Origin of the sequence: Staphylococcus sp. HMSC061G12 (genome assembly GCF_001838465.1) — a bacterium.
GTDB classification, from domain to species: Bacteria; Bacillota; Bacilli; order Staphylococcales; family Staphylococcaceae; genus Staphylococcus; species Staphylococcus simulans.
Genome location: NZ_KV837073.1, coordinates 25,894 through 47,389 on the forward strand (window position 1 = coordinate 25,894; position 21,496 = coordinate 47,389).

Below are 21,496 nucleotides of genomic sequence, written 5' to 3' on the forward strand. Positions count from 1 at the left end.
ATGGGAGATATCAATACGTTCTTAGAAGGTTTCACAACTGCCTTTCATCCTATGAATCTATTATGGGTGTTAATCGGCGGATTTTTAGGGACAATTGTAGGCATGCTGCCGGGGTTAGGTCCAGCGACCGCAGTTGCAGTGTTAATTCCTGTGACATTCGGTATGGAACCTGTCAGTGCCTTGATTTTAATGATTGCGATTTATTATGGCGCGATGTATGGGGGATCGCGTAGTTCTATTTTACTGAATACACCAGGTGATGGTTCTGCGATTGCGGCTACTTTCGATGGATATCCTATGACTAAAAATGGGGAAGCGGGCAAAGCTTTAACGATTTCCGCAGTCGCTTCACTCATCGGCGGTATTGTGGCAGTTGTCGGGTTTATTGTACTCGCCAAACCGCTATCAGATTTCTCACTTCAATTCGGGCCACGTGAATACTTTGTATTATTCTTATTTACATTATCGACGATTGTCTCATTATCTATCGGTAAAATGGTCAAAGGTTTTATCGCTACTGCGATTGGACTCATGGTCAGTACAGTCGGCGTAGATTTACAAACAAGCGTTTACCGCTTCACCTTCGACATTCCACACCTAAGTGAAGGGATTAACTTCTTAGTTGTGATTATCGGTGTCTATGCGGTGGCTGAAGTCCTGTATAACTATATGCATCTAGAAGCATTGAAGCCGCCTGATGCGAAATTAGGATCAATGAAGTTGACTAAGACGGATTGGAAGCGGACATGGTGGACTATGTTAAGACAAAGTCCAATTGGATTCGTCATCGGTGTCTTACCAGGTGCTGGTGGTTCTATCGCTTCTATGTTGAGTTACTCTACTGAGCGACAAGTGAACAAGAATGGTAAAGACTTTGGTAAAGGTGCGATTGAAGGGGTTGCGGCACCTGAGGCGTCTAACAACGCTGCTTCAGTTGGTGCACTGATTCCATTACTTACAATGGGCGTACCTGGTTCAGGAACAACCGCTGTTATTTTAGGTGCAGTTATTATGTTAGGTTTACAACCTGGTCCATTACTCTTTGAAAATGAACCGGAAACCATTTGGACACTTATTAACAGTATGTTTATCGGTAATATTTTCTTAGTGATTATCAACATCGCACTCATAGGTGTGTTACTTAAGATTTTACGTACACCGCCTAAAGTACTTTATCCGATTATTTTAGTGTTAGCTTACTTAGGTACATACACTTTAGGTTATAGTGTTGTAGATTTCTATATTTTATTAATCTTTGGTTTATTAGGTTTAGGTTTGAAACTTTTAGACTTCCCGATGGCTCCGCTCATCTTGGCAGCTATTGTCGGATCAGATATGGAACAGAACTTCCGTAAGAGCTTAATTACCAGCAATAATAATGTGTTCGATATTTTCTTCGGGTCACCGATTAGTATTGTGTTGACGATTATGACAGTACTTTCATTAACATATCCATTGATAATGAAGATGGTGAAGAAGCGAAAGAAAGCACAGTAAAAGAAAAGCATCGGCCCAGTGTTTGGGTCGATGCTTCTTAATATTAACCTTGATTATTATATATATCTTACTCTTACTTGCTTTCTTCACAACAATAAAATCGTATTTATAATCACAAATATATTTTTACAATATATTTGTCTTTCACTATTTCTATTGATATCCTCCAATTAAGAAATAGATATTTCATTTTTTAGTATTTTCAGCTATAAAATTAAATTTTAAATCAACGAAGGTGAATACCACTTGAATACCAAAAAGAAAGAAACACTTTATCTCATAGGATTCGTTATAATTTTGATTGTTTTATTCTTGCCTATCAGCACATTCATTAAAGCTGTTGTAACTATAGTATTATTAGTGTTGGCAGTAATATTAAGGTTTTTTGCGAAGCGTAATGATGAAGATAGATAGTTATAAAAATAGCCTCGTCCGCTTTTTTGGACGAGGCTATTTAATCTTTATATTAGTCTAAGAAACCGTTAGGATAAACCATCACTTTTAATGAACCTTGTTTGTTGTTGAGGGCTCTTTCTAATGCCGCTTTTGTATCTTTAAGTTCATATGAATCTGTGAACATTGAGTCTAAATCTGCGTCTGTATTGTTTAACATTTCAATACCCATTGGATAAGTGTTTGCGTAACGGAAGACACCATAAATATTTAATTCACGGTTACCAATGAATGGAATGTTTAACGCAATTTCCTCTTGTTGTGGTAGTCCAACGATAGATAAGCTGCCGCCTACTGCTAGAGATTGTACAGCTGATTGTAGTGCCGCTGGATGACCTGCTGTTTCAAAGGCATAGTCTGCACCTTTACCGTTTGTAATTTCTTGGATACGTTCTACTGGATCTTCTTTAGAAATATTAATTGTTTCAGTCGCACCAAGTTTTAACGCTTCTTCTAAACGAATATCTGCTAAGTCAGTCACGATGATACGTGTCGCACCAAATGCTTTAGCTGCCACAACCGCCATTAAACCAACTGGGCCCATACCTGTAATTACGACTGTTGAACCTGGTTGAACACCTGCACGTTTACAAGCTTGAATACCTACTGAGAATGGTTCGTTTAATGATGCTTGTTCATAAGATAATGAATCTGGAATTGGGAATAAGAAGTCTTCTGGATGTGCAATGTACTGTGCGAATGCACCATCAATCGGTGGTGTTGCTAGAAACTCAACATCTTGACATAAGTTGTATTGCCCTTTTTGACATTGTTCACATTTACCACATGGTACACCTGGTTCTACCGCGACTCTGTCACCTACTGAAAACTTCGTCACATCTTCACCAACTGCCGCAACCATACCGGCACATTCGTGACCTAAGATTAATGGTTCTTTGACAATGAAATCACCGATTTTACCATGTTCATAGTAATGGACGTCAGAACCGCAAACACCCACTGCCATCATTTTAACTAAGACTTCCTTCGGTCCTAATTTAGGTACATCGACTTCTTTAATTTCAATATCGAATGGTTTATTTAATAAAGCTATCTGCATTGTTTCAGGAATATTATTTGTCATCTGTATAACCCCCGTGATTTTGTTGAATTGATAACAGATCCGCTGTCATCTGTTTCGTATTTCGATAAACGTCTTGATACACTTTGAAGTAACGTTCATAAATTTTATGTTTTTGTGTATTTGGTTTGAATGTCGTGTCGTACTGAATAAAAGTTTCAACACAGTCTTTTAATGAATCGAACCAACCGACTCCATATGCAGCTAGAATTGCTGCACCCATACTTGGTCCTTCTTCGTGTTTTAATTTCTTCACTTCTAAGTTAAAGACATCTGCTTGAAGTTGTAACCAGAAATCACTTTTAGCGCCGCCGCCAATTGAAGTGATGGTGTGGATCGCTGGATAAAACTGTCTGATATAATCTAATGATTCATAAAGCGAATACGTGATGCCTTCAATCACTGCACGTGAGAAATCTGCACGTGTTTGTTTACCACTGATACCGATAAAGCTGCCACGAATTTTTGCATCGCCATGCGGTGTACGTTCTCCCATTAAGTAAGGCGTGAATACTAAACCATTCGCACCTGGTGATGAGCTTTCCGCATCTTTTGTAATGTCCTCAAAACTTTGTTCTGCATAGAAATTACGTTTATACCAGTCTAAACTGAAGCCTGCAGCAAGCGTAACCCCCATCGCATAAGAGATATCCGGTGTGACATGTTTAAAATAATGAATATTATTTTGGTAATCGCTATAGTCTTTCTGACAAACAAGTACTACACCAGACGTACCGATACTGCACATCGCGTCTCCTTCACCGATAATACCGGCACCGAGTGCACCACATGCATTGTCAGCACCACCCGCAATCACTTTTGTTGAAGTTGGTAAGTTTAATTCCTGTGCAACTGTTTCAGTTACTTCACCCACTACATCTGTTGAATTAGCGAGTTCTGGAAGTAAATGTTTAATCTCATAGTACGTGCTTGTTTCTTTATCCCATGCTTCACTTTCACTGTTGTAAAGCAATGTACCGGATGCATCAGATTTCTCCATTTGAACCTTGCCAGTTAATGCATATCTGACATAATCCTTTGGAAGAATGAATGTTTTAGCTTTCTCAAAGTGTTGTGGTTCATGTGCTTTCACCCATAATAATTTTGGTAACGTGAAGCCTTCTAGAATAGGATTGCCCAGTAATTTATCTCCGAACTGTGCTTTGATTTCATCACATTGTTCAGTATTTCTAGTATCGTTCCACAAGATAGCTGGACGAATAGGATGATTGTCTTTATCTAATAATACTAAGCCATGCATTTGGCCCGAGAAAGACATACCTTCTATTTGGTACTGACTGTCGTCTAACTGATCTGTCAGTGTTTGAATTGCTTGTTTTGTTGCTTGTACCCATTCATCTGGGTTTTGTTCACTATAACCATTTTGCGGTTGTGAAATACTGATAGGTTCACTGCTTGATGTCACAATCGAACCTTGTTGGTCAACCGCAATCACTTTAACTGAGCTTGTTCCTAAATCTATACCTAAAACAAGTGGTTTCAATATGTTTCATCTGCCTTTTTAAATATTTACATTATCCGGTTTAGGTTGGATTACTTTGCGCGGTTTTTCTTTTAATCCTGGTTGATGTACTTTGATGAAGTACGTCAATACAGCACCAAAGAAGTATAATAATGCGAATGCCCATACCACACCGATTTCATTGAAGACTGGTAATAATACTGTCGCAATCACAGATGGTAAGAAGTTACTTAAACCAGCTGCTAAGTTATGTGAAGATAATGTCGCACCAATATGATTTGGTTCTAACGCTGTGAAAATCGCGAAAATCGGAACGAATGCTGATTGTGTAATACCAAATAATACAGCACATAATACGCCGATCAAGAATACGTCTCCGCTAATCATCGGTAAGTAATAGAATGTCAGTGTTGTGATACCGCAACCGACACAACCGAACCACATGACTTGGCGTTTCCAACCGATTTTGTCTGCAGTAATACCCCAGAATACGTCACCAACAATACAAGTGACGTGCATTGTACCCCAGATCCATAACCATTGCTGCATCGTAAAGCCGATTTCATCTGTAAATAAAACTGGGAAGATAATCACTAATCCAAAGAGTGATAGTTGGTTAATAATTCTTACAATGAATACTTTAATAATTTCAGGGTTCTTATAAACCACACCGATATCTTTAAGCACCTTCTTATAACGATCACTTACTGCTAAATCTGCGTTAGGTTTCACATTGTCTTTACCTACTGCGATATAAGCAATAATACCGCCAATCATAATCCATACGATAGATAGCCATAGTGTTCCCATGAAGCCCATATATGGAATTGTGAAACTTGGTAAGTATGAACCTACGACACCCATACCTACTGAGAACATCGCCCAGAACCAACCGATTGCTGTCGCAAGTCGTGCTTTATTTGTAATGTATGTCACCCATACTAAGAAACCGTATAAGAATAATGGGTATGCGATACCTCTGATACCGTACATCAATAACATCATGTTGTAATTTTCAACTTGCAAACCAAACGTCAAGAAGAGTACATGGAAGACAATCCATAATACAACACCGCTTGTCATTACTTTTCTTGGTCCATATACGTCAGATAAGACTGCCGCTAACCATGAACCTACTACTACCATCACACCATATACCGCAAAGACTAATGATGCTTGGTTTTTGCTGAATCCAATGTCTACGATGTATTTAGACAAGAAGGCTTGTTCAATACCGTCTCCTGTCATAAAAATAAAGATTGCGATAATACCTAAGAATACAACTGTCGGTATTCCCATCCATAACTTTCTATTTTTCTCTATCGTCATTATAGATTTCCCCCTCATTTATAACTAACTTAAACGTTTAAGTTTGACGTTAAGAAAAAAGAACGAACTAGCGTTCATTTTTCTTAGCGCACGATGCTCTTATGGCTAAATGCGTCGATAACTCTACCGAAGTTGCAGGTTCATCGTTGTTCATTTCAATGATTAATTGCGCTGCACATTCACCGAGTTTACTTGCTGGTTGTTCTACGACCGTAATGGCCGGTGAATATATTTCGTTCCAATGACTATTATCAAAACCGATAAATGAAATGTCTTTGCCGATTTGAATATCCAGTTCTTTAAAGGCTTGTAACGCACCGATCATCAATAAATAGTTCGTTGCGATTAACGCACTTGGCGCATCTTTTGAAGTCAGCCATTGCTTAGTCGCAAGATACCCGCTTCTTATCTGAGCCTCAGTCCCCAATTTATCATCACTGAAACTCATTAAACGCGCATCAACTGTTAACTGGTTGTCCATTAACGCTTGTTCATATCCTGCTTGTCTATGGGTAGTTGTACTGATCTTAGGATTTGCCAATAAAATCGCAATAGACGTGTGGCCTAACTCCAATAAGTGTTTAGTTGCTTGATAACCAGCTGCTTGGTTATTCACCGTGACACTTGGCACATCACTCGCTTCTATCGTTCTGTCTACTGTCACAATCGGTGTCTTTTTCCATTCATCTTTTAATGTCAGATGTGATGAAACAGGTGCTAACACAATCGCATTGACACGTTGTTTCACAAATAAATCTATCAATTCATTTTGTCGTTGTTCACTTTCTTCTGACGAAATCACAATCACTTGCAAGTTGTGTTCTAAACACACTGTAGTTAAACCGTTTAAAATATCCGTAAAGAATGGGTTTTGGTCAGGGACAATAAAGGCAACTAAATTACTTTGGCCGCTTTTTAACTGACGGGCATACGTATTTGGTTGATAACCCAGCGACTTAACAGCTGCTTCTACTTTCGCTTTCGTTTTTTCGCTGACTTGCCCTTTTTTACCATTCATCACATTTGAAACAGTCGCTACAGAAACACCTGCTGCTTTTGCGACGTCGTGAAGTGTTGGATTATTGCTCATATTGATTACTTCCTTAAACGTTTAAGTTAAAACTGATTCTTATTTTAATGTATCCTAGTATAAATGTAAAGGCTTACATTTACAAAATACAATAAACCCGGCTCCTATGACTACTTAGAAACCGAGTAGTGAAAATTAAACTATTCTGTGAATAACGTTTAATTCATTTTTAGTTATAAGTGTATAGAATTCTAAATATTGGGAATTTATCAAAGAAGGACCTTCGAAGTATGACACCACGTAACAGCAATCTATTAATCTGCATTCTCAAGTTTGAGAGAAACATTCGTAACTATTTTCTTATTCCAATGAATGCATTCAAATAAATCGGGGTCGAAAAACATATAATTAAAAGTAGTGGGATCGAATATACTACTGTATTTAATGCCATCGTAGCCTAAACTTTTAATATAATCTGCAATATATTGAAAGGGTATATAATCTTGACCTTGAGATGAACTAGGTTCAGATATTCCGCTTTGAATATGTTTAATAACATCATAATTCACATAATACTTGGAAACTTCTTCCAAACCTCTATTTAATGATTTCGCAGTAAAATCAGATAAATCAGCAATGAGTATAGATTGCTTATCGAGATTATCATAATATTTCAGCTGGACTTCTCCTACATATACAGTGTCATTATGTTTAGGCCGACACTCATCAACACATATAGTTTGAGAAGTAGACAAGTATAATACCCTAATCCATTGTGCATTCAATCGGCCAGGTGTCACTACATCTTTTGGAGGCGCCATAATTTCACTTTGATTTGAAATAAAATCAACAATTCGGGCGCGATAAAGGTGGCGTAGCTGTGTATTAAACTCATGTATAGGAATTGAAATTCTGGTTGCTTCAATAAACACTTTCAAATTTTGTAAGTTAATCTTATCGTTGTGAAACCTATTTGTATATTTGAGTTCTTCACAAAACTGATTCCAATCGTTATGCTTCAATATTAAGTTTTCTTTTAAGAATGTTTGATTCATTAATACACGTGCACCTACTTGCTGTTCAAATAACCGTTTATCCACGTCCTCGTCATTCTCAAATAATCTAATTATAATTTCTTTAATTTGGTGGTCTTCTACATTAAAAATTGCCCAGTCATTGCTTAACGCATGACTCAGACTATATAACTTCTCTATATCATATCCATTTGGCAAGTCACTGTCTATTGAATAAATATCAAGTATTGGTCTTAAACAATCTTGAATAGCATGTAAAGTTTCCGTTTCGGTATTTGTATCAAACACATGGACATTTTTATGCGAAGGATCTACGTCACATTGATCAATTGACGTATTATTATTTTTGATAATTTCTTTAATTTCAGAGTTTTTAAAACATTTTTCGCATATCTTCATTCACGTTCCTCCATGAAGTGGTTCATAAGTTCTAAATGGTGTTTAATCGATAATCTTTTTATCATACCTAAGCCGGGGTAACGTTCTTCTCGGTATATCCTTTCAAACTCATCTAGTGCTGAAGAACAATTTTCTTCAGAAATCGTTTGCTTCCATGCTACCAATTTACTTAATGCCTCTTTTAATTTATTAGCGGGGTCTGAGATATCTTCATTTGAATCTGATACGAAATGTTTGATTCTCAATTCTTTCTTGTCATTAAAGTACACGATGTGAATTGCAATTGCATATGGCGCAAATCCACCCTCTACAAAGTTTGAACCTATGACAGAATAATCAGAGAAACTTGTATATCCATCTTCGTCATAATAAAGATGTGTGTCACTGAAAAATTCATCTTCAACTTCTAAATAATCCGAATTTCTATCTAATCGGTTAAATACATCCGCAATTACACCTAACTTATTTTTTAATTCTCCTCTCAACCTTCTTTGAATGCTCCGTTCACCTGAAGCTAAAAGAAAGTCTATCGTTTGAGTTTCAGTTAATTGATTCACTTTGTCGACGTGGTCCGTTTGTTTCAAAATAATAGAAGCAGGATCATACAAAATACCTTCAAAGTCATTTTGTTCAATCTCATTTTCTGCAATAATAACAGGTTTCGCATAAACTTCATGATTCTCATCAGTTACCGCATTTTTTAACTTTTGTGTTTGCTCTTCGCTAAATTTAAGTTCTGTTAGGTTCGAATTTACTACAATATGAATTTTTTTGTTTGCTTCTTTAAAATTATTTAATGTATTCACAAATGTTGTTGTATACTTCACAGGCTCAATAATGGGTTGAATATGATTACCAATTTTGTTTTCTTCTAATAGCTCTCTCAAAGCTAACAATTCATTTTGTTTACCTCTTAAATATGGGTAGTACATGCTTTGACCTCCTTCATCATTTCATACAACTTATGAGTTTCATTAAGGTTTAATTTATTAAAGTATAAAAGGAATTTTAACTCTTTAGGTGCCTCTAGAAATTCTTTTTCAAACTTCTGAAGTGCATTTCTTTTCTTCAATTGCTTCAACATTGCATCATAAACTTCAAGAATATCACACTGTTTAAATACCTCTAATACAGTTTTGTATTCTGTGAAATCCGTGTATGTCGGTATGGATACATTCAAAGCTTTCAATACACTTATACGTTCTGGCTTTCTTAAAAATTTATAAATGCTTTCTATGTTTAAACAATCAGAATAAGCAGTTGGCTTTTGCACCTCGTGAAGTGTATTTCTTTTAGTAAGCACATAAATCCCTATAGATGATTGACTATAATGCTTTTTGACTTTTTCTACATGGCTTTGATCAGTCACAATCGACACATGATTAAACACTTTATAATAATCTTCTATTTGGCGTTCTAAACGATTTAAACTATCTAATGCAGTTTTAATTTCGTACACTTCTGCTTTCCCATTAATTAAAATAAAGTCAGCAATACTTTTTTCTATAGGCATTTCAGATAGCGCTACTGTCGTATGAATCGAATGTTTACCTAGCAGCAACTTGTTTAACAATGTATTTTTAAAGTAATACTCATTCCTATAACTTCTTTGCAGTACTTTATATAAGGACTGTAACTTTTCTATGCTGCTTTTTTGTGTAGTATCTTGAACAAATTCAGAGTATACTTCATCAACTTTAATATCCGATTGATTACGAACAAGAGCACGTAAAGTTTGATTAGAAAACATTTGATTCAAAACTTCAATTTTCATTGTTTTCAGCACCTCATCAATTCATTTTTTACAAATTATAATTAAGCCTCGGCTCAATAAGTTTAAAGATTATTATAAACCACTATGAAGTATTAAGCATCTTTTTTATTAAGCACAAAAAAGCACCCGGCTCCTATGACTACTTAGGAACCGGGTACTATGATGATTGTTGATGAATCATCTTATATTCACTAGGGGGTTGGGGTTTTATTGGATTATTTTTTAACTAAAGGAATGGATTTTTCCTTTTTTAATGGCAGTCAGAACGTTGATGTCTTCATCTACTAAAATGAGGTCTGCATCTTTGCCTGGTTTGATACTGCCTTTTTGATTATCTATTTTGAGTGCTTTCGCTTGGTTCAAACTCGTTGTTCTCCATGCGTTTTCTAAAGTGTCACCTGTAAAATCAAGTAAGTTTTTAAGTCCTTGATTCATTCTTAATATACTACCCGCAAGAGAACCTGTTTTTAATCTTGCTTCTTTTCCTTTCACTACGACAGTTTGGCCGCCAAGGTCGTATTCTCCTTCTGACATACCTTTCGCGCGCATCGCATCTGTAATCACATAAAAGTGTTCATTGCCTTTCATTTTATAGGCAATTTTAATAGATGCCGGATGAGAGTGTACACCGTCTACAATCAATTCTGTACTTAAATCATCATTCGTCCAGGCAGCACCGAAATCACCAGGGGCACGGTGTAAGAATGGTGTACCTGCATTGTATAGATGAGTAATGTGTTTTGCGCCTTTGGCTACAGCGGCATTGACTTGGTCGAAGTCTGCTGTCGTATGGCCGATAGAGAAGATAATCTCATCTTTAAATGCTTCTAACATAACATCAGCACCTTCCACTTCGGGAGCGAAAGTGAGAATTTTGATATTATGATCTGCTGTTTCTTGGAAATGTTTCAGTTTCTCAACACTTGGTTGTTGCACGTAGGCTGGATTTTGTGCACCGACTTTATGTTCTGAAATAAACGGTCCTTCTAAATGGATACCGACAATTTCCGCAGCATTATAGCTGTTTTGTGTTGCTTTATACGCAACAATTGATTCTAACGCTTTATTAATATTTTCTTCAGATTGTGTCATTGTTGTCGCTAAGAAAGAAGTAGTCCCTTCGCTTAGTAAATTCTCAGCTAAGTGTTGTAACCCTTCAACAGATGCATCCATCGCATCATTACCATATCCACCGTGGATATGAATATCTATAAATCCTGGAAGTAAAATTTTACCTTCCGCATCATGTTGAGTAAGCGGGCCTGTATACACACCACTTTCTACTGCTTCAATTTTACCGTCTTTAATATGGACATATCCTGATTCAATCACTTGATCTTCACTGTAAATCTTAGCGTTGCTAATTACATATTCTGACATGTTTCTACCTTCTTATTCGTAATCTATAATAATAAATCGTTTACTTTCACAATATACTCTTTCGTTTTTCCAACGATATCTTGTGCTTCTCCTAAGAGTTCACCATTTACATATGCGACAATCATCGGCAAGTTCATACCAGCATATAAATCAAACTGCTGACCTTGCATTAATAATTTAGCCGCAACATTGGCAGGTGTACCGCCCATTAAATCCGCAAAGACTGTAAAGCCGTCTTCTTTGGCCATTTCCGCAAGTAATTTTGCTTGGAAGTCCTCTGCGCTTTCTTCTGGTAATAATGGGACAGGGACGATATCAGGTTGTTCGCCTAAAATCATTTCTGCACTTTCTTTTAAACCTTCACAAAATGCGCCATGACTGATTAATATTAATTTTTTCATCTCTTTGTTTCCACCTTTGAATTAAGCTTTACCGATAATGCCTAATGCAGATAAGATAATTGATACAACTAATACGATAAAGATGGCTTTAGTTGAACTCATTTTATTGCGTCCAAGTAACCAGTAAATTGCTAATACGATACCAAGTGGTAATAATTTAGGTAAAATCATATCGATATTGTTTTGAACATCAATTGTCAATTTACCGATGTGCGGCATCCAAGCGAACTTCACTTTAATCATCGTGGCGACGAGAGCTCCGACCATGAAGACCCCGAGCAATGTAGCTGCGTTCGTTAAGTTCTCAAGTCTGTGTTGCATTGTCGTAACAAGGGATACCCCTTCTTTATACGCGAATTCTAATTGTTTCCATCTGAATACCATAACGGCGATTTGAGCTGCTAACCAGATAAATGCGCCGATCGGGTTACCGTTGATTGCCATGTTGGCAGCTAAGGCACCGAAGATTGTCGGGATTAATGAGGCAAAGATTGAGTCACCGATTGCGGCGAATGGTCCCATCAAACCAACTTTCAAACCTTGTACTGAGTCTTTAGCTTTTACTTTTTCTTTCTCTTCCATTGCGATATCAATACCCATGATGATGGTATTGAAGAAGTTACTTGTGTTAAAGAATTGTGTATGAGTTTTCATCATTTCTTTAAGTTCTGGTGTGCCGTCGCCATAAATCTTTCTTAATTGCGGAAGGATAGTATACAAATAACCAGAGGCTTGCATACGTTCATAGTTCCACCCTAATTGATAGGCAAATAAGCTACGGCGATTGATTTGATTAAAATCTTTTTTGGTTAATTTATAAGATGTGCCGTTTTGATTATTAGAGTTCGTCATCCTCAATCTCTCCTTCGCTGTTATTATTCTGAGCTGCGCCACCATACTGCGGTACTGGACGGCTTTCTGATGTACGTTTGTATTCAATTGCCGCAAACGCGAAACCGATCAATGCGATACCTAACATTGATAAACCAGTGAATTTAATACCGAAGTGTTTATCTAAGCCAGCCACTGCTGTACCAAGTCCAGTCATACCATCAAATACAGTTACGAATAACGCTGTTAATACGAAACCTAAAATGAAGTATGGGAAATGTTTCTTAATAGGTAGATAACGTAAAAGGATTGCGAAACCTACAGCTGGTAAAACGGCACCGGCAACAGTTAAACCGTCACCTAACCATTTCAAATCTGAGTTCAAGTAATTTACAACGGCTTTCACTACGCCGCCACCAAAAGCTAATGCTAAGAATACTGGAATCATTCTTGATAATGACCAAGGAATCATACCATATAAATAGTTTCTTTCAATTGCTTTGTAATCAAATGATTCGATTTTCGCATCGATTCTATGCGCAAAGAATGTGTTAGCAAAACGTGCTAAAATATCTGTTTGAATCATTAAGCTCGCAACCGGCACGGCCAATGTTGCTAAAGCTTGTTGCGGATTCATTCCAAGTGCTACTGAGAATGCGACCGCAAGTAAGGTACCAGAGTTGGCATCAATTCTTGATGCACCCCCGAATGTCCCTACACCTAAAATCGTTAATTGCATACTACCGCCGATAATCAACCCTGTTGTCACATCGCCCATAATCAAACCGGCGATTAATCCCGCAAATACAGGTTGGCTTAAAGATGAATAAATTTGGATTTCATCTAGGATTTGATACCCTGCATACAAGGTTAATAATAAAATCTGCCACCAAAGTATTTCCATGTTGTCTTCACTCCTGACTATCCCTTAATTAATGTCATAAAATCTTCTGCTTTATCGTTTGGAACCATTTGAGCAGTTATCTTAACGCCTTTTTGTTGAATTGCTTTAAAGTCGTTAATATCTTTATCCGTTACATTGATTGAACGGGTAATAGACTTTGTTTCATCTGTTTGAGACATATTTCCTACGTTTAATACATCAAGGTCAACACCTTGATTGATCAGTTCTAAGAAACGATCCGGTTTCTTCGCAATGACCATTAAGCGTTGTGAATCGTATCTGCCTGCTAAAATATTTTCAGCTGCTTTTGCTACAGGCAAGACACTTAAACGCATACCTGCAGGTGTTGCTAATTTCAAGCCTTGCTTGTCAATTGTGCTTTGAGCGACTTCATCATCAATTACCATAAAACGTGTGATATTCAGTTTCGTTGCCCATAAGTTTGCGACTTGACCGTGAATTAAACGGCCGTCAATTCTGTTTGCTATAATCATGATGTTCTCTCCTTACGTTTTGAGGCTATATATTGAGGTGCTTGTAATAAGCGGATTTCCTCTGAGTACTGTCCTTCTGTTTCGAAAATAATGATTTCATTTTGACCTTGTTTCAATAATGCACCTGGGATATACAAAGAAAGTGTCGGGCCTATGTTCCAGTAACGACCTATGTTAAAACCGTTCACTAATACAACGCCTTTACCGAAACCGCTTACATCTAAGTAAGTACTTTCAGGTGTTTCTATGTCAAATTGATATCTGTAGAAACTTGGTTGGTCTGCTTCCCATGCTTGTTCAAAGTGCTTGTCTTCTAACAAGTCAAAATCAATATCGAATTGTTCCCATTGTTGTACAAAATGCAGATCTTGCATCAAACCTTGACCGAGACCTTTACGTTGTGTCGGTGCGACGAGTTTATAACCATAATTGACACGTCCCATATGTTCGACTAACACATCTGCTTGAACGACAGGTTGTTTTAATGCCACTTCAAACTTGTCACCGATTTCTTCTTGATAGGCGGTATAGACTTTTTCATTGTCTAGGAACAATTGGACACGGTCTCTCGCATCCACGATTCTTAAATACTCTTGTCTAGTCGCTCGTTTCAACTGTGTACGATAAACCATGTAACCATAGCCTGTTCCAGCAGTCTCCATAGATTCTGGATAGAAGCTTTCGCTGTGATGGCTAATATCGTCTAGGATGTTAAACAAGCTGACTTTATCAGTTAGCGTGATATGCTCTTTAGCCATCAACGGTTTCACTTTCGGTGTTGTTTGCTGAATTTCTGGATGAAGCTTGTGTACCAACTGTTGAATCTTGTAGTACTTCACGGTTGGGTTGCCTGCTTCATCTAACGGCGCATCGTAATCATAAGATGTCACTTGTGGTAAATCGATACGTCCTCGTGCAGAACAACCATTCCAAAATCCGAAGTTCGTGCCGCCATGAAACATGTAGAGATTAATGGAACCACGTTTTAATACTTCACCGATTTCATCAATCAATTCATCGCTTTGACGTGTAATGATACGGTCGCCCCAACGGTTGAACCAGCCATCCCAAAATTCCATACTCATTAACGGCCATGTTTTGCCGAATTGTTGATGGAACTTGTGCAGGTTGTCTTAACGTTTTTGTGATTTCGAACCGAAGTTGCCTGTCGGTATGATGTCTGCTTCAGCGAGACTGCCGGCCTCTAGACATTGTTGCCATGAACCGTCTGATGTGAATAGCGGTACTGTTACACCGCGGTCTCGCATCATGCGGGCGAGTGCACTGAGGTAGGTCTTGTCTTCACCATAAGAGCCGTATTCATTTTCGACTTGCATCATGAGGATGGGGCCGTGATGGTCGATTTGAAGCGGTGTTAAGATTTCAAACAATCGGTCGTAATAACGCTCCACATACTCTAAGAATTGCGGATCACGCGAACGCACACGTAAATTTGGTTTTGTTAATAACCACGCTGGCAAACCACCGAATTCCCATTCTGCACAAATGTATGGAGAAGGTCTGATGATGACATAAAGACCAATAGCTTCAGCTGTATGAATGAAACGTTTAATATCTTTCGTCCCAGAAAAGTCGAACTCACCTTCAACGGTTTCGTGGAAATTCCACGGTACATATGTCTCAACGGCGTTAAAGCCCAAGGCTTTCAAGTTGTACAAAGAATGTTCCCAGTCTTCAGACAACACTCTGAAATAATGAATCGCACCTGACAAAATCTTCAAAGGCTTTCCATCTAACATAAATTCTTCTTCCACTGTGAATTTACTCAACAAGCTCGCCTCCTTGAATATTGTGTCTTAAGCTTCAAATGGATAAATCGTGACACCTTTAACGACACGGTTGATAAATCCATTTGGACTTGGATTATCTGGATTCAATCCTAATTGAACAGATTTATAAAACGCTAATAACTGTCCGAAAATCAAATACGCAAGCGTCAACTCTAAATCACTGTCATGTTCAGCATTTGGGAAAGTAAATGTGAATGCATCATCACTTGTTTTACCGTCTAACACTAAGATTTGATAGTTACGTTCTGGTATATCGATTTCATGAATCACATCTGCTTCATAACGACGTTGATAGTCATTTGAGCCTCTCAACATGATGAATAATGCATTGTCATTCAAACCTGCTTTAGGACCGTGTCTGAATCCAAGTGTAGTTTCTTTCGCAATTTCAATCGCACCTGCAGTCAACTCGTTTAGTTTCAAGCTGACTTCTTTGGTCAGCTCACCTTGCATGCCTGTGCCGGCATAAAAGATTTTCTTGAACGGTTGCGCTGCAACTTCTCTTGCATGTGCATCAATCCAACTGAAGTTTTGTTCGACACGTTTAAAGTAAGCTTCATCGATTTCTTCTGAACTGAATAATAAGCAAGCTGCCAATAACATAGTTGAGAAACTTGATGTCATTGCGAGTGATTTATCATTTGTTTCATCTGGCAAGATAACTTTGAATGCATTCTCAGTATCTGCGTAACGTCCTAAGAAGCCATCTTTATTGTTTGTGATGAAAACGTGATAAACATGTTGTGACAATTGGTTAAATAATTCTACTGTGCCTTGCGTTTCAGGGCTGTTGCCTGATCTTGCGAAGGAAACCACTAAGTATGTTGTTGCATCGTCGATATATGTGCCCGGATTTGTCACAAAGTGTGTTGTCGGTACAGATTCAAAGCTCCATTTCGGGAATTTATTATTATCCACGGCCATACGCGCAATGTCGCCGACATATGCACTTGAACCTGCGCCAGTGAAAATAACTTTAAACTTTTCAGTCGATTCATTATGTTCAATGGCTTCAATGAATCGTTTGAAATCCGCTGAAACATCATTCACAATATCGAACGTTTTCTTCCACACAGAAGGCTGTTGTTGTATTTCTCTATAAGTATCTGTTGTCTTCAAAATGATTCTACCTCCTACTATGTTGTTATGTTGTCATAACCAGTTGTATTATGAATACACAGAGCTTAAAGCAGCTGCACTGTGTATTTGTAATTATTACCACCTGCATAAGATTGCGTATACTCAATGATTTCGCCCTTAACGTAACTGACACGTTCAATGAACATACAACTCGCATTAATGCTTTCATTCAATAAATCCGCAATACTCTTATTCAATTTAATCGCACTTAAACTTTCATATGCATTATCAATCTGAATATCATAATACTGATCTAATGTTTCATAGAGTGAGTGATGGTTAAAATCGAATTTATCTAGCCCTTCACATAATCTTACTGGTAAATATGTAATTTCATAAATCATCGGCTGCTCATTTGCGAGTCTTAAACGTATCAAACGGTACACTGAGTGAAATGATTTTAAGCCCATTTTTTCTTGTAAGAATGGCGTCGCATCAATACGTTTCATACTGATTACTTTCGTACTTGCCTGCTTTCCATTCTTCTCAATCTCATCTTTGAAACTATAAAGACTGTTTAACACTTGTGTATAATGATTCCCTAGTACAATCGAGCCCTTTCCATGTTCACGTCTGATCATTTGTTCCTGTTCCAAACGATCCAGTGACTCACGAATCGTAATACGACTTACATCATACAAATCACATAATTTTCTTTCAGATGGTAATTTTGTTCCTTCCTCATATTCACCGTTTACAATCCGAGTCTTTATATCTTCATACACTTGGAAGTATAACGGAGCTTTAGAGTTATTCATTTTTTATCACCTCTGGTTATAACCACTTTTATTATAATTGAGTTTGTAAGGGCTGTCATTACTTTTTTTGAAAAAAATCAATTTTTCTTACCCTATTAAAAAAGAGAACTGCTGAATCATCAACAGTTCCACCCTACTATCAATTGCCTATCATTTTAACACATGTACATCACTAATATACGTACCATCAACTAGTTATTCTCATAACTCGCTTCAATGAATGCCTTAGCTTTTTCTAAATCCTTTTTGTTTCTAATTACCTTTTTCATAATCAGGGAATAGGAATCAAACGATGATTTTAGTTATATGTCTAAAAGTAATGACACTGTTATTTATAATTATAAAAAGCTAAATATTCATATAAAATTATCAACATTAAAAAGTCTTTTCTATAAAAGATATAGTATGCTTTATATTATCCTACAAGTCTATTTTGTCTTTAGTAGCCGTTTCGAGTTAACTAAAGCTTTATTACTTCCTGAAGTGGTTGCATTAATCATTTTTCGATATTATTTAATATATTATAATCAGCTATAAATAAACTATATGTGTATATAGTATTAATTGAATTTTCTCTATTAGTCATTTGTAGAAGCAACATAAATAAACTGTGGATAACTCACGGAAAACTTGTGGATAACTTTTGGAGAAATTAAAAGCTTTATGATATACTATCTTCATGTAGAGGTTTTCGGAGTAAATAAAAACAAATACCCCCTTGTGCCAATTACAGCAAGGAGGTGATTGTTTTGGAAATACTCATTCGATTTGTCACATCTTATAGCATCTCAATAAATATCGATGCATTGCTTACATTCAGCATATTATTCGCTATGCTACATTATAAAAACGAAAAGCAATAAGATTTTCTATCCCTAAATAATTAACGACAAAATAAAAGCACAAGAACCTCGCATTCGATCACAAAATCCTGCACGATTTTGTGGTCTTTTTTATATTCACTTTTTCTTATCAGAAAAATCATTAAATGTCAATAGGTTCTTTACTTTACACATTAATATTATCAATGTTAGACATTAATTGCAATACATAGACTGAAATTAGAAAAGTGTTATCGTTGTTCAGAAGCCCATTTTTTATCACCCACTTTATTACTCTATTCATTAAAAATGGGAAAATTGTCAAAAATTTTATAAGTTGATTTCTTACATTCTTACTTTAATAACTTGTATATTATCCATTAAAGTTATTCACTATTTTGTTTCTATACTTTGAATTAGACTTAGAGTTTTATCTCTGTTTTCTTTACGAGATTTAATTTTCAATAGTTCATAACATAGCACATCAAAGAAATAAATAATTGGTACTTGGGAGTTTATAAATCTTTCATCATCAACATTTCTAAATGAAGACAATATAATTGATTTAGTGGAATTTTGATATAAGTCACTCTGGTTATTATTAGTAATGCTTAAAATTGTTGCACCTTGCTTTTCAGCAATTTTAGCTGAGTCATTTACACTTATCGTTTCACCACTATTAGAAATAGCAATGAGTAAATCATCTTCGTTCAGTAGTGTACTTTGCATTTTCATACGATGCACATCAGTTATTGCTTTAACAGAATATCCCATACGTTCTAAACGACTGCTTAATTCTTCTGCACTAATACCTGAATTTCCAACACCAATTACAGTAATTCTATTCGAAGATTCTATTTGATCAATTACTTCTTGAATTGTTTCTTCATCTAATAACTCTAAAGACTTGTTAATCAATTCATTATAGTACTCTTTAATTTTAATAAGGCTTTCTCCGTTATTAGTTTCCTCTTCAGGATTATATGTAGTAATTACAAAACTTCTATAGTCTGTATAATCTAATTTCTTTATCAGCTTTGAAATAGTAGATGTACTTGTTTCTAATTTTTTAGCTGCTAAAGAAATGCCAAGATTCTCTTTTTTTATTAATTTATACAGTGATTTTGCTATTTTAAACTGCTTATCAGTCAAGCTACTCTTATTTAATTGTAATCTATTATAAAAATCCATAATCATCTCTCCATCCTCTCTATTGCAAACGCTTACTATGTGTTATAATCAACTTAAAGAAAATTATTTTCTTGAGGTTTACAGTATGGGAAAATTTTTTGAAAAAGCTCAGACGTTCGGTAAAAGTTTCATGTTACCTATCGCGATTTTACCAGCTGCCGGTCTATTATTAGGTATAGGTGGTGCTCTATCCAACCCTAATACTGTTAAAGCGTATCCTATCTTAGATATTACATGGTTACAAAACGTTTTCACAGTTATGTCATCTGCTGGTAGCATTGTTTTTGCAAACTTACCAATCATATTTGCTATTGGTGTTGCAGTTGGACTTGCTAAAAAAGATAAGGGAACAGCTGGACTTGCTGCATTAATTGGTTTCTTAGTAATGAACGCTACGATTAATGCTATTTTAACAATCACTGGTGATTTGGAGAAAGATAATTTAACTGCAGTTGGACAAAGTATGGTCTTAGGTATTCAAACTATTGAAACTGGTGTATTTGGTGGTATCGTTGTAGGGATAATGACATCGATTTTGCATAATAAATACTTTAATATACAGTTACCTGATTTTTTAGGTTTCTTTGGTGGATCAAGATTCGTACCTATAGTCACTTCTATTAGTGCTATTATACTTGGTGCGATTATGTTCTTCGTGTGGCCACCTATTCAACATGTAATATTCTCGGCTGGTAACTTAGTCAATAAAACTGGTGTTATCGGAACATTCTTCTATGGATTTATCTTAAGAATGTTAGGACCATTTGGTTTACATCATATTTTCTATCTTCCTTTCTGGCAAACAGCTTTGGGCGGAACTTTGGAAGTGAATGGTAAATTATTCCAAGGTACTCAAAACATTTTCTTCGCGCAATTAGGCGATCCAAATGTTAAACATTTCTTTGAAGGCACATCTCGTTTCATGTCTGGTAGATTTATCACTATGATGTTTGGATTATTAGGAGCTGCACTCGCTATCTACCAAACAGCAAAACCACAACATAAAAAAGTAGTTGGAGGGTTAATGCTGTCTGCAGCGCTTACCTCATTCTTAACAGGTATTACTGAGCCATTAGAGTTCTCGTTCTTATTCGTTGCACCTGTACTTTATGTTATCCACGCAATCTTTGATGGTTTAGCATTCATGATGGCTGATATATTCAATATCACGATTGGACAAACATTTAGTGGAGGGTTTATTGATTATATTTTATTCGGTGTGTTGCAAGGTGAATCAAAAACAAACTTCTTATATGTCATTCCAATTGGTATTGTTTGGTTCTTCCTTTACTTCTTTACATTCAAATTCTTAATCAAAAAATTCAACTTCAAAACCCCAGGTAGAGAAGACAAAGAGGTAGCTACTATCTCAAACAAAACAGAACTTGCTGAGAAAATTGTTCAAGGACTTGGTGGAAGTAACAATATCGACGTATTAGATAACTGTGCCACTAGATTAAGAGTAACGTTAAAAGATGGTCAAAAAGTAGATGAAGACCTACTTAAACAAACTGGAGCCAGAGGCGTTATTTTAAAAGGTAATGGCGCTCAAGTTATTTATGGACCACAAGTAAATAACATTAAACTTCAAGTAGAAGATTATTTAGAAGATAGTCATTAAATTATTTTAAAATCAAGTAAAAAATATAGCAAAGGGGCTGGGACATAAATACAGTCCAAAATAA

The 21,496-nt window shown here is 36.4% G+C and carries 17 protein-coding genes and 1 pseudogene; 2 read left to right on the forward strand and 16 right to left on the reverse strand.

What is annotated here, in order from left to right; translation table 11 throughout:
* Complete coding sequence (locus tag HMPREF2937_RS07135; RefSeq protein ID WP_070864303.1) at positions 1 to 1,497, forward strand: tripartite tricarboxylate transporter permease; 1,497 nt, start codon at positions 1 to 3, stop codon at positions 1,495 to 1,497.
* A gap of 466 nt (positions 1,498 to 1,963) precedes the next feature.
* On the opposite strand, the gene HMPREF2937_RS07140 is transcribed toward HMPREF2937_RS07135, so the two are convergent.
* The 16 genes and pseudogenes from HMPREF2937_RS07140 to HMPREF2937_RS07215 form a co-directional block, all read right to left on the reverse strand.
* Entirely contained in the window at positions 1,964 to 3,034 is a 1,071-nt protein-coding gene (locus HMPREF2937_RS07140; RefSeq protein WP_023014766.1) for an NAD(P)-dependent alcohol dehydrogenase, read from the reverse strand.
* Positions 3,024 to 4,538 (reverse strand): xylulokinase, encoded by a 1,515-nt coding sequence (gene xylB / locus HMPREF2937_RS07145; RefSeq protein WP_180364626.1) that lies wholly within the window; start codon positions 4,536 to 4,538, stop codon positions 3,024 to 3,026. The genes HMPREF2937_RS07140 and xylB overlap by 11 nt, the downstream gene beginning before the upstream one ends.
* A 15-nt stretch (positions 4,539 to 4,553) precedes the next feature.
* Complete coding sequence (locus HMPREF2937_RS07150; protein ID WP_070864305.1) at positions 4,554 to 5,843, reverse strand: MFS transporter; 1,290 nt, start codon at positions 5,841 to 5,843, stop codon at positions 4,554 to 4,556.
* A 67-nt stretch (positions 5,844 to 5,910) separates the two neighbouring features.
* Positions 5,911 to 6,933 carry a LacI family DNA-binding transcriptional regulator gene (locus tag HMPREF2937_RS07155; protein ID WP_070864306.1) on the reverse strand — a complete coding sequence of 341 codons (1,023 nt, stop codon included), beginning with the start codon at positions 6,931 to 6,933 and terminating at the stop codon, positions 5,911 to 5,913.
* 254 nt (positions 6,934 to 7,187) lie between these two features.
* The gene (locus tag HMPREF2937_RS07160) at positions 7,188 to 8,306 is read right to left on the reverse strand and encodes an RES family NAD+ phosphorylase (protein WP_070864307.1); all 1,119 of its coding nucleotides are present in this window, start codon (positions 8,304 to 8,306) and stop codon (positions 7,188 to 7,190) included.
* A complete protein-coding gene (locus tag HMPREF2937_RS07165; protein WP_070864308.1) occupies positions 8,303 to 9,238 on the reverse strand; it encodes a sce7725 family protein in 936 nt (311 codons plus the stop codon). Before HMPREF2937_RS07165 ends, HMPREF2937_RS07160 begins: the two co-directional genes overlap by 4 nt.
* The gene (locus tag HMPREF2937_RS07170; protein ID WP_070864309.1) at positions 9,220 to 10,080 is read right to left on the reverse strand and encodes a sce7726 family protein; all 861 of its coding nucleotides are present in this window, start codon (positions 10,078 to 10,080) and stop codon (positions 9,220 to 9,222) included. The genes HMPREF2937_RS07165 and HMPREF2937_RS07170 overlap by 19 nt, the downstream gene beginning before the upstream one ends.
* A 222-nt stretch (positions 10,081 to 10,302) precedes the next feature.
* Positions 10,303 to 11,460, reverse strand: coding sequence for an N-acetylglucosamine-6-phosphate deacetylase (gene nagA / locus HMPREF2937_RS07175; RefSeq protein ID WP_023014769.1), 1,158 nt, complete (start codon positions 11,458 to 11,460; stop codon positions 10,303 to 10,305).
* A 23-nt stretch (positions 11,461 to 11,483) separates the two neighbouring features.
* Complete coding sequence (locus HMPREF2937_RS07180) at positions 11,484 to 11,861, reverse strand: PTS sugar transporter subunit IIA (protein WP_002480156.1); 378 nt, start codon at positions 11,859 to 11,861, stop codon at positions 11,484 to 11,486.
* Between the two features lie 21 nt (positions 11,862 to 11,882).
* Positions 11,883 to 12,713, reverse strand: a complete 831-nt coding sequence (locus HMPREF2937_RS07185; protein WP_023014770.1) for a PTS system mannose/fructose/sorbose family transporter subunit IID — start codon at positions 12,711 to 12,713, stop codon at positions 11,883 to 11,885.
* The gene (locus HMPREF2937_RS07190; RefSeq protein ID WP_002480158.1) at positions 12,700 to 13,596 is read right to left on the reverse strand and encodes a PTS mannose/fructose/sorbose/N-acetylgalactosamine transporter subunit IIC; all 897 of its coding nucleotides are present in this window, start codon (positions 13,594 to 13,596) and stop codon (positions 12,700 to 12,702) included. The genes HMPREF2937_RS07185 and HMPREF2937_RS07190 overlap by 14 nt, the downstream gene beginning before the upstream one ends.
* 17 nt (positions 13,597 to 13,613) lie before the next feature.
* A complete protein-coding gene (locus tag HMPREF2937_RS07195; protein WP_070864310.1) occupies positions 13,614 to 14,093 on the reverse strand; it encodes a PTS sugar transporter subunit IIB in 480 nt (159 codons plus the stop codon).
* Positions 14,087 to 15,880, reverse strand: a pseudogene (locus tag HMPREF2937_RS07200) (beta-galactosidase family protein). The gene HMPREF2937_RS07195 and the pseudogene HMPREF2937_RS07200 overlap by 7 nt, the downstream one beginning before the upstream one ends.
* A gap of 27 nt (positions 15,881 to 15,907) precedes the next feature.
* Positions 15,908 to 17,023 carry an SIS domain-containing protein gene (locus HMPREF2937_RS07205; RefSeq protein WP_070864311.1) on the reverse strand — a complete coding sequence of 372 codons (1,116 nt, stop codon included), beginning with the start codon at positions 17,021 to 17,023 and terminating at the stop codon, positions 15,908 to 15,910.
* A gap of 62 nt (positions 17,024 to 17,085) precedes the next feature.
* Positions 17,086 to 17,799: a GntR family transcriptional regulator gene (locus tag HMPREF2937_RS07210; RefSeq protein ID WP_070864312.1), complete on the reverse strand. Its 714-nt coding sequence runs from the start codon at positions 17,797 to 17,799 to the stop codon at positions 17,086 to 17,088.
* Between the two features lie 1,214 nt (positions 17,800 to 19,013).
* Positions 19,014 to 19,811, reverse strand: coding sequence for a MurR/RpiR family transcriptional regulator (locus HMPREF2937_RS07215; RefSeq protein ID WP_057510636.1), 798 nt, complete (start codon positions 19,809 to 19,811; stop codon positions 19,014 to 19,016).
* An 85-nt stretch (positions 19,812 to 19,896) separates the two neighbouring features.
* Here HMPREF2937_RS07215 and ptsG point away from each other — a divergent pair, with 85 nt between their 5' ends.
* Complete coding sequence (gene ptsG, locus HMPREF2937_RS07220; protein ID WP_070864313.1) at positions 19,897 to 21,432, forward strand: glucose-specific PTS transporter subunit IIBC; 1,536 nt, start codon at positions 19,897 to 19,899, stop codon at positions 21,430 to 21,432.
* The last annotated feature ends 64 nt before the right edge of the window (positions 21,433 to 21,496 follow it).

What these genes read in the sequence shown, in the direction of transcription:
- HMPREF2937_RS07170 (WP_070864309.1), bottom strand. Translation starts at nt 10,080, where the DNA reads ATGAAAATTGAAGTTTTGAATCAAATGTTTTCTAATCAAACTTTACGT.
- HMPREF2937_RS07185 (WP_023014770.1), bottom strand. Translation starts at nt 12,713, where the DNA reads ATGACGAACTCTAATAATCAAAACGGCACATCTTATAAATTAACCAAA.
- HMPREF2937_RS07215 (WP_057510636.1), bottom strand. Translation starts at nt 19,811, where the DNA reads ATGGATTTTTATAATAGATTACAATTAAATAAGAGTAGCTTGACTGAT.
- HMPREF2937_RS07140 (WP_023014766.1), bottom strand. Translation starts at nt 3,034, where the DNA reads ATGACAAATAATATTCCTGAAACAATGCAGATAGCTTTATTAAATAAA.
- nagA (WP_023014769.1), bottom strand. Translation starts at nt 11,460, where the DNA reads ATGTCAGAATATGTAATTAGCAACGCTAAGATTTACAGTGAAGATCAA.
- ptsG (WP_070864313.1), top strand. Translation starts at nt 19,897, where the DNA reads ATGGGAAAATTTTTTGAAAAAGCTCAGACGTTCGGTAAAAGTTTCATG.
- HMPREF2937_RS07160 (WP_070864307.1), bottom strand. Translation starts at nt 8,306, where the DNA reads ATGAAGATATGCGAAAAATGTTTTAAAAACTCTGAAATTAAAGAAATT.
- HMPREF2937_RS07190 (WP_002480158.1), bottom strand. Translation starts at nt 13,596, where the DNA reads ATGGAAATACTTTGGTGGCAGATTTTATTATTAACCTTGTATGCAGGG.
- HMPREF2937_RS07155 (WP_070864306.1), bottom strand. Translation starts at nt 6,933, where the DNA reads ATGAGCAATAATCCAACACTTCACGACGTCGCAAAAGCAGCAGGTGTT.
- HMPREF2937_RS07135 (WP_070864303.1), top strand. Translation starts at nt 1, where the DNA reads ATGGGAGATATCAATACGTTCTTAGAAGGTTTCACAACTGCCTTTCAT.
- HMPREF2937_RS07150 (WP_070864305.1), bottom strand. Translation starts at nt 5,843, where the DNA reads ATGACGATAGAGAAAAATAGAAAGTTATGGATGGGAATACCGACAGTT.
- HMPREF2937_RS07165 (WP_070864308.1), bottom strand. Translation starts at nt 9,238, where the DNA reads ATGTACTACCCATATTTAAGAGGTAAACAAAATGAATTGTTAGCTTTG.
- HMPREF2937_RS07180 (WP_002480156.1), bottom strand. Translation starts at nt 11,861, where the DNA reads ATGAAAAAATTAATATTAATCAGTCATGGCGCATTTTGTGAAGGTTTA.
- HMPREF2937_RS07210 (WP_070864312.1), bottom strand. Translation starts at nt 17,799, where the DNA reads ATGAATAACTCTAAAGCTCCGTTATACTTCCAAGTGTATGAAGATATA.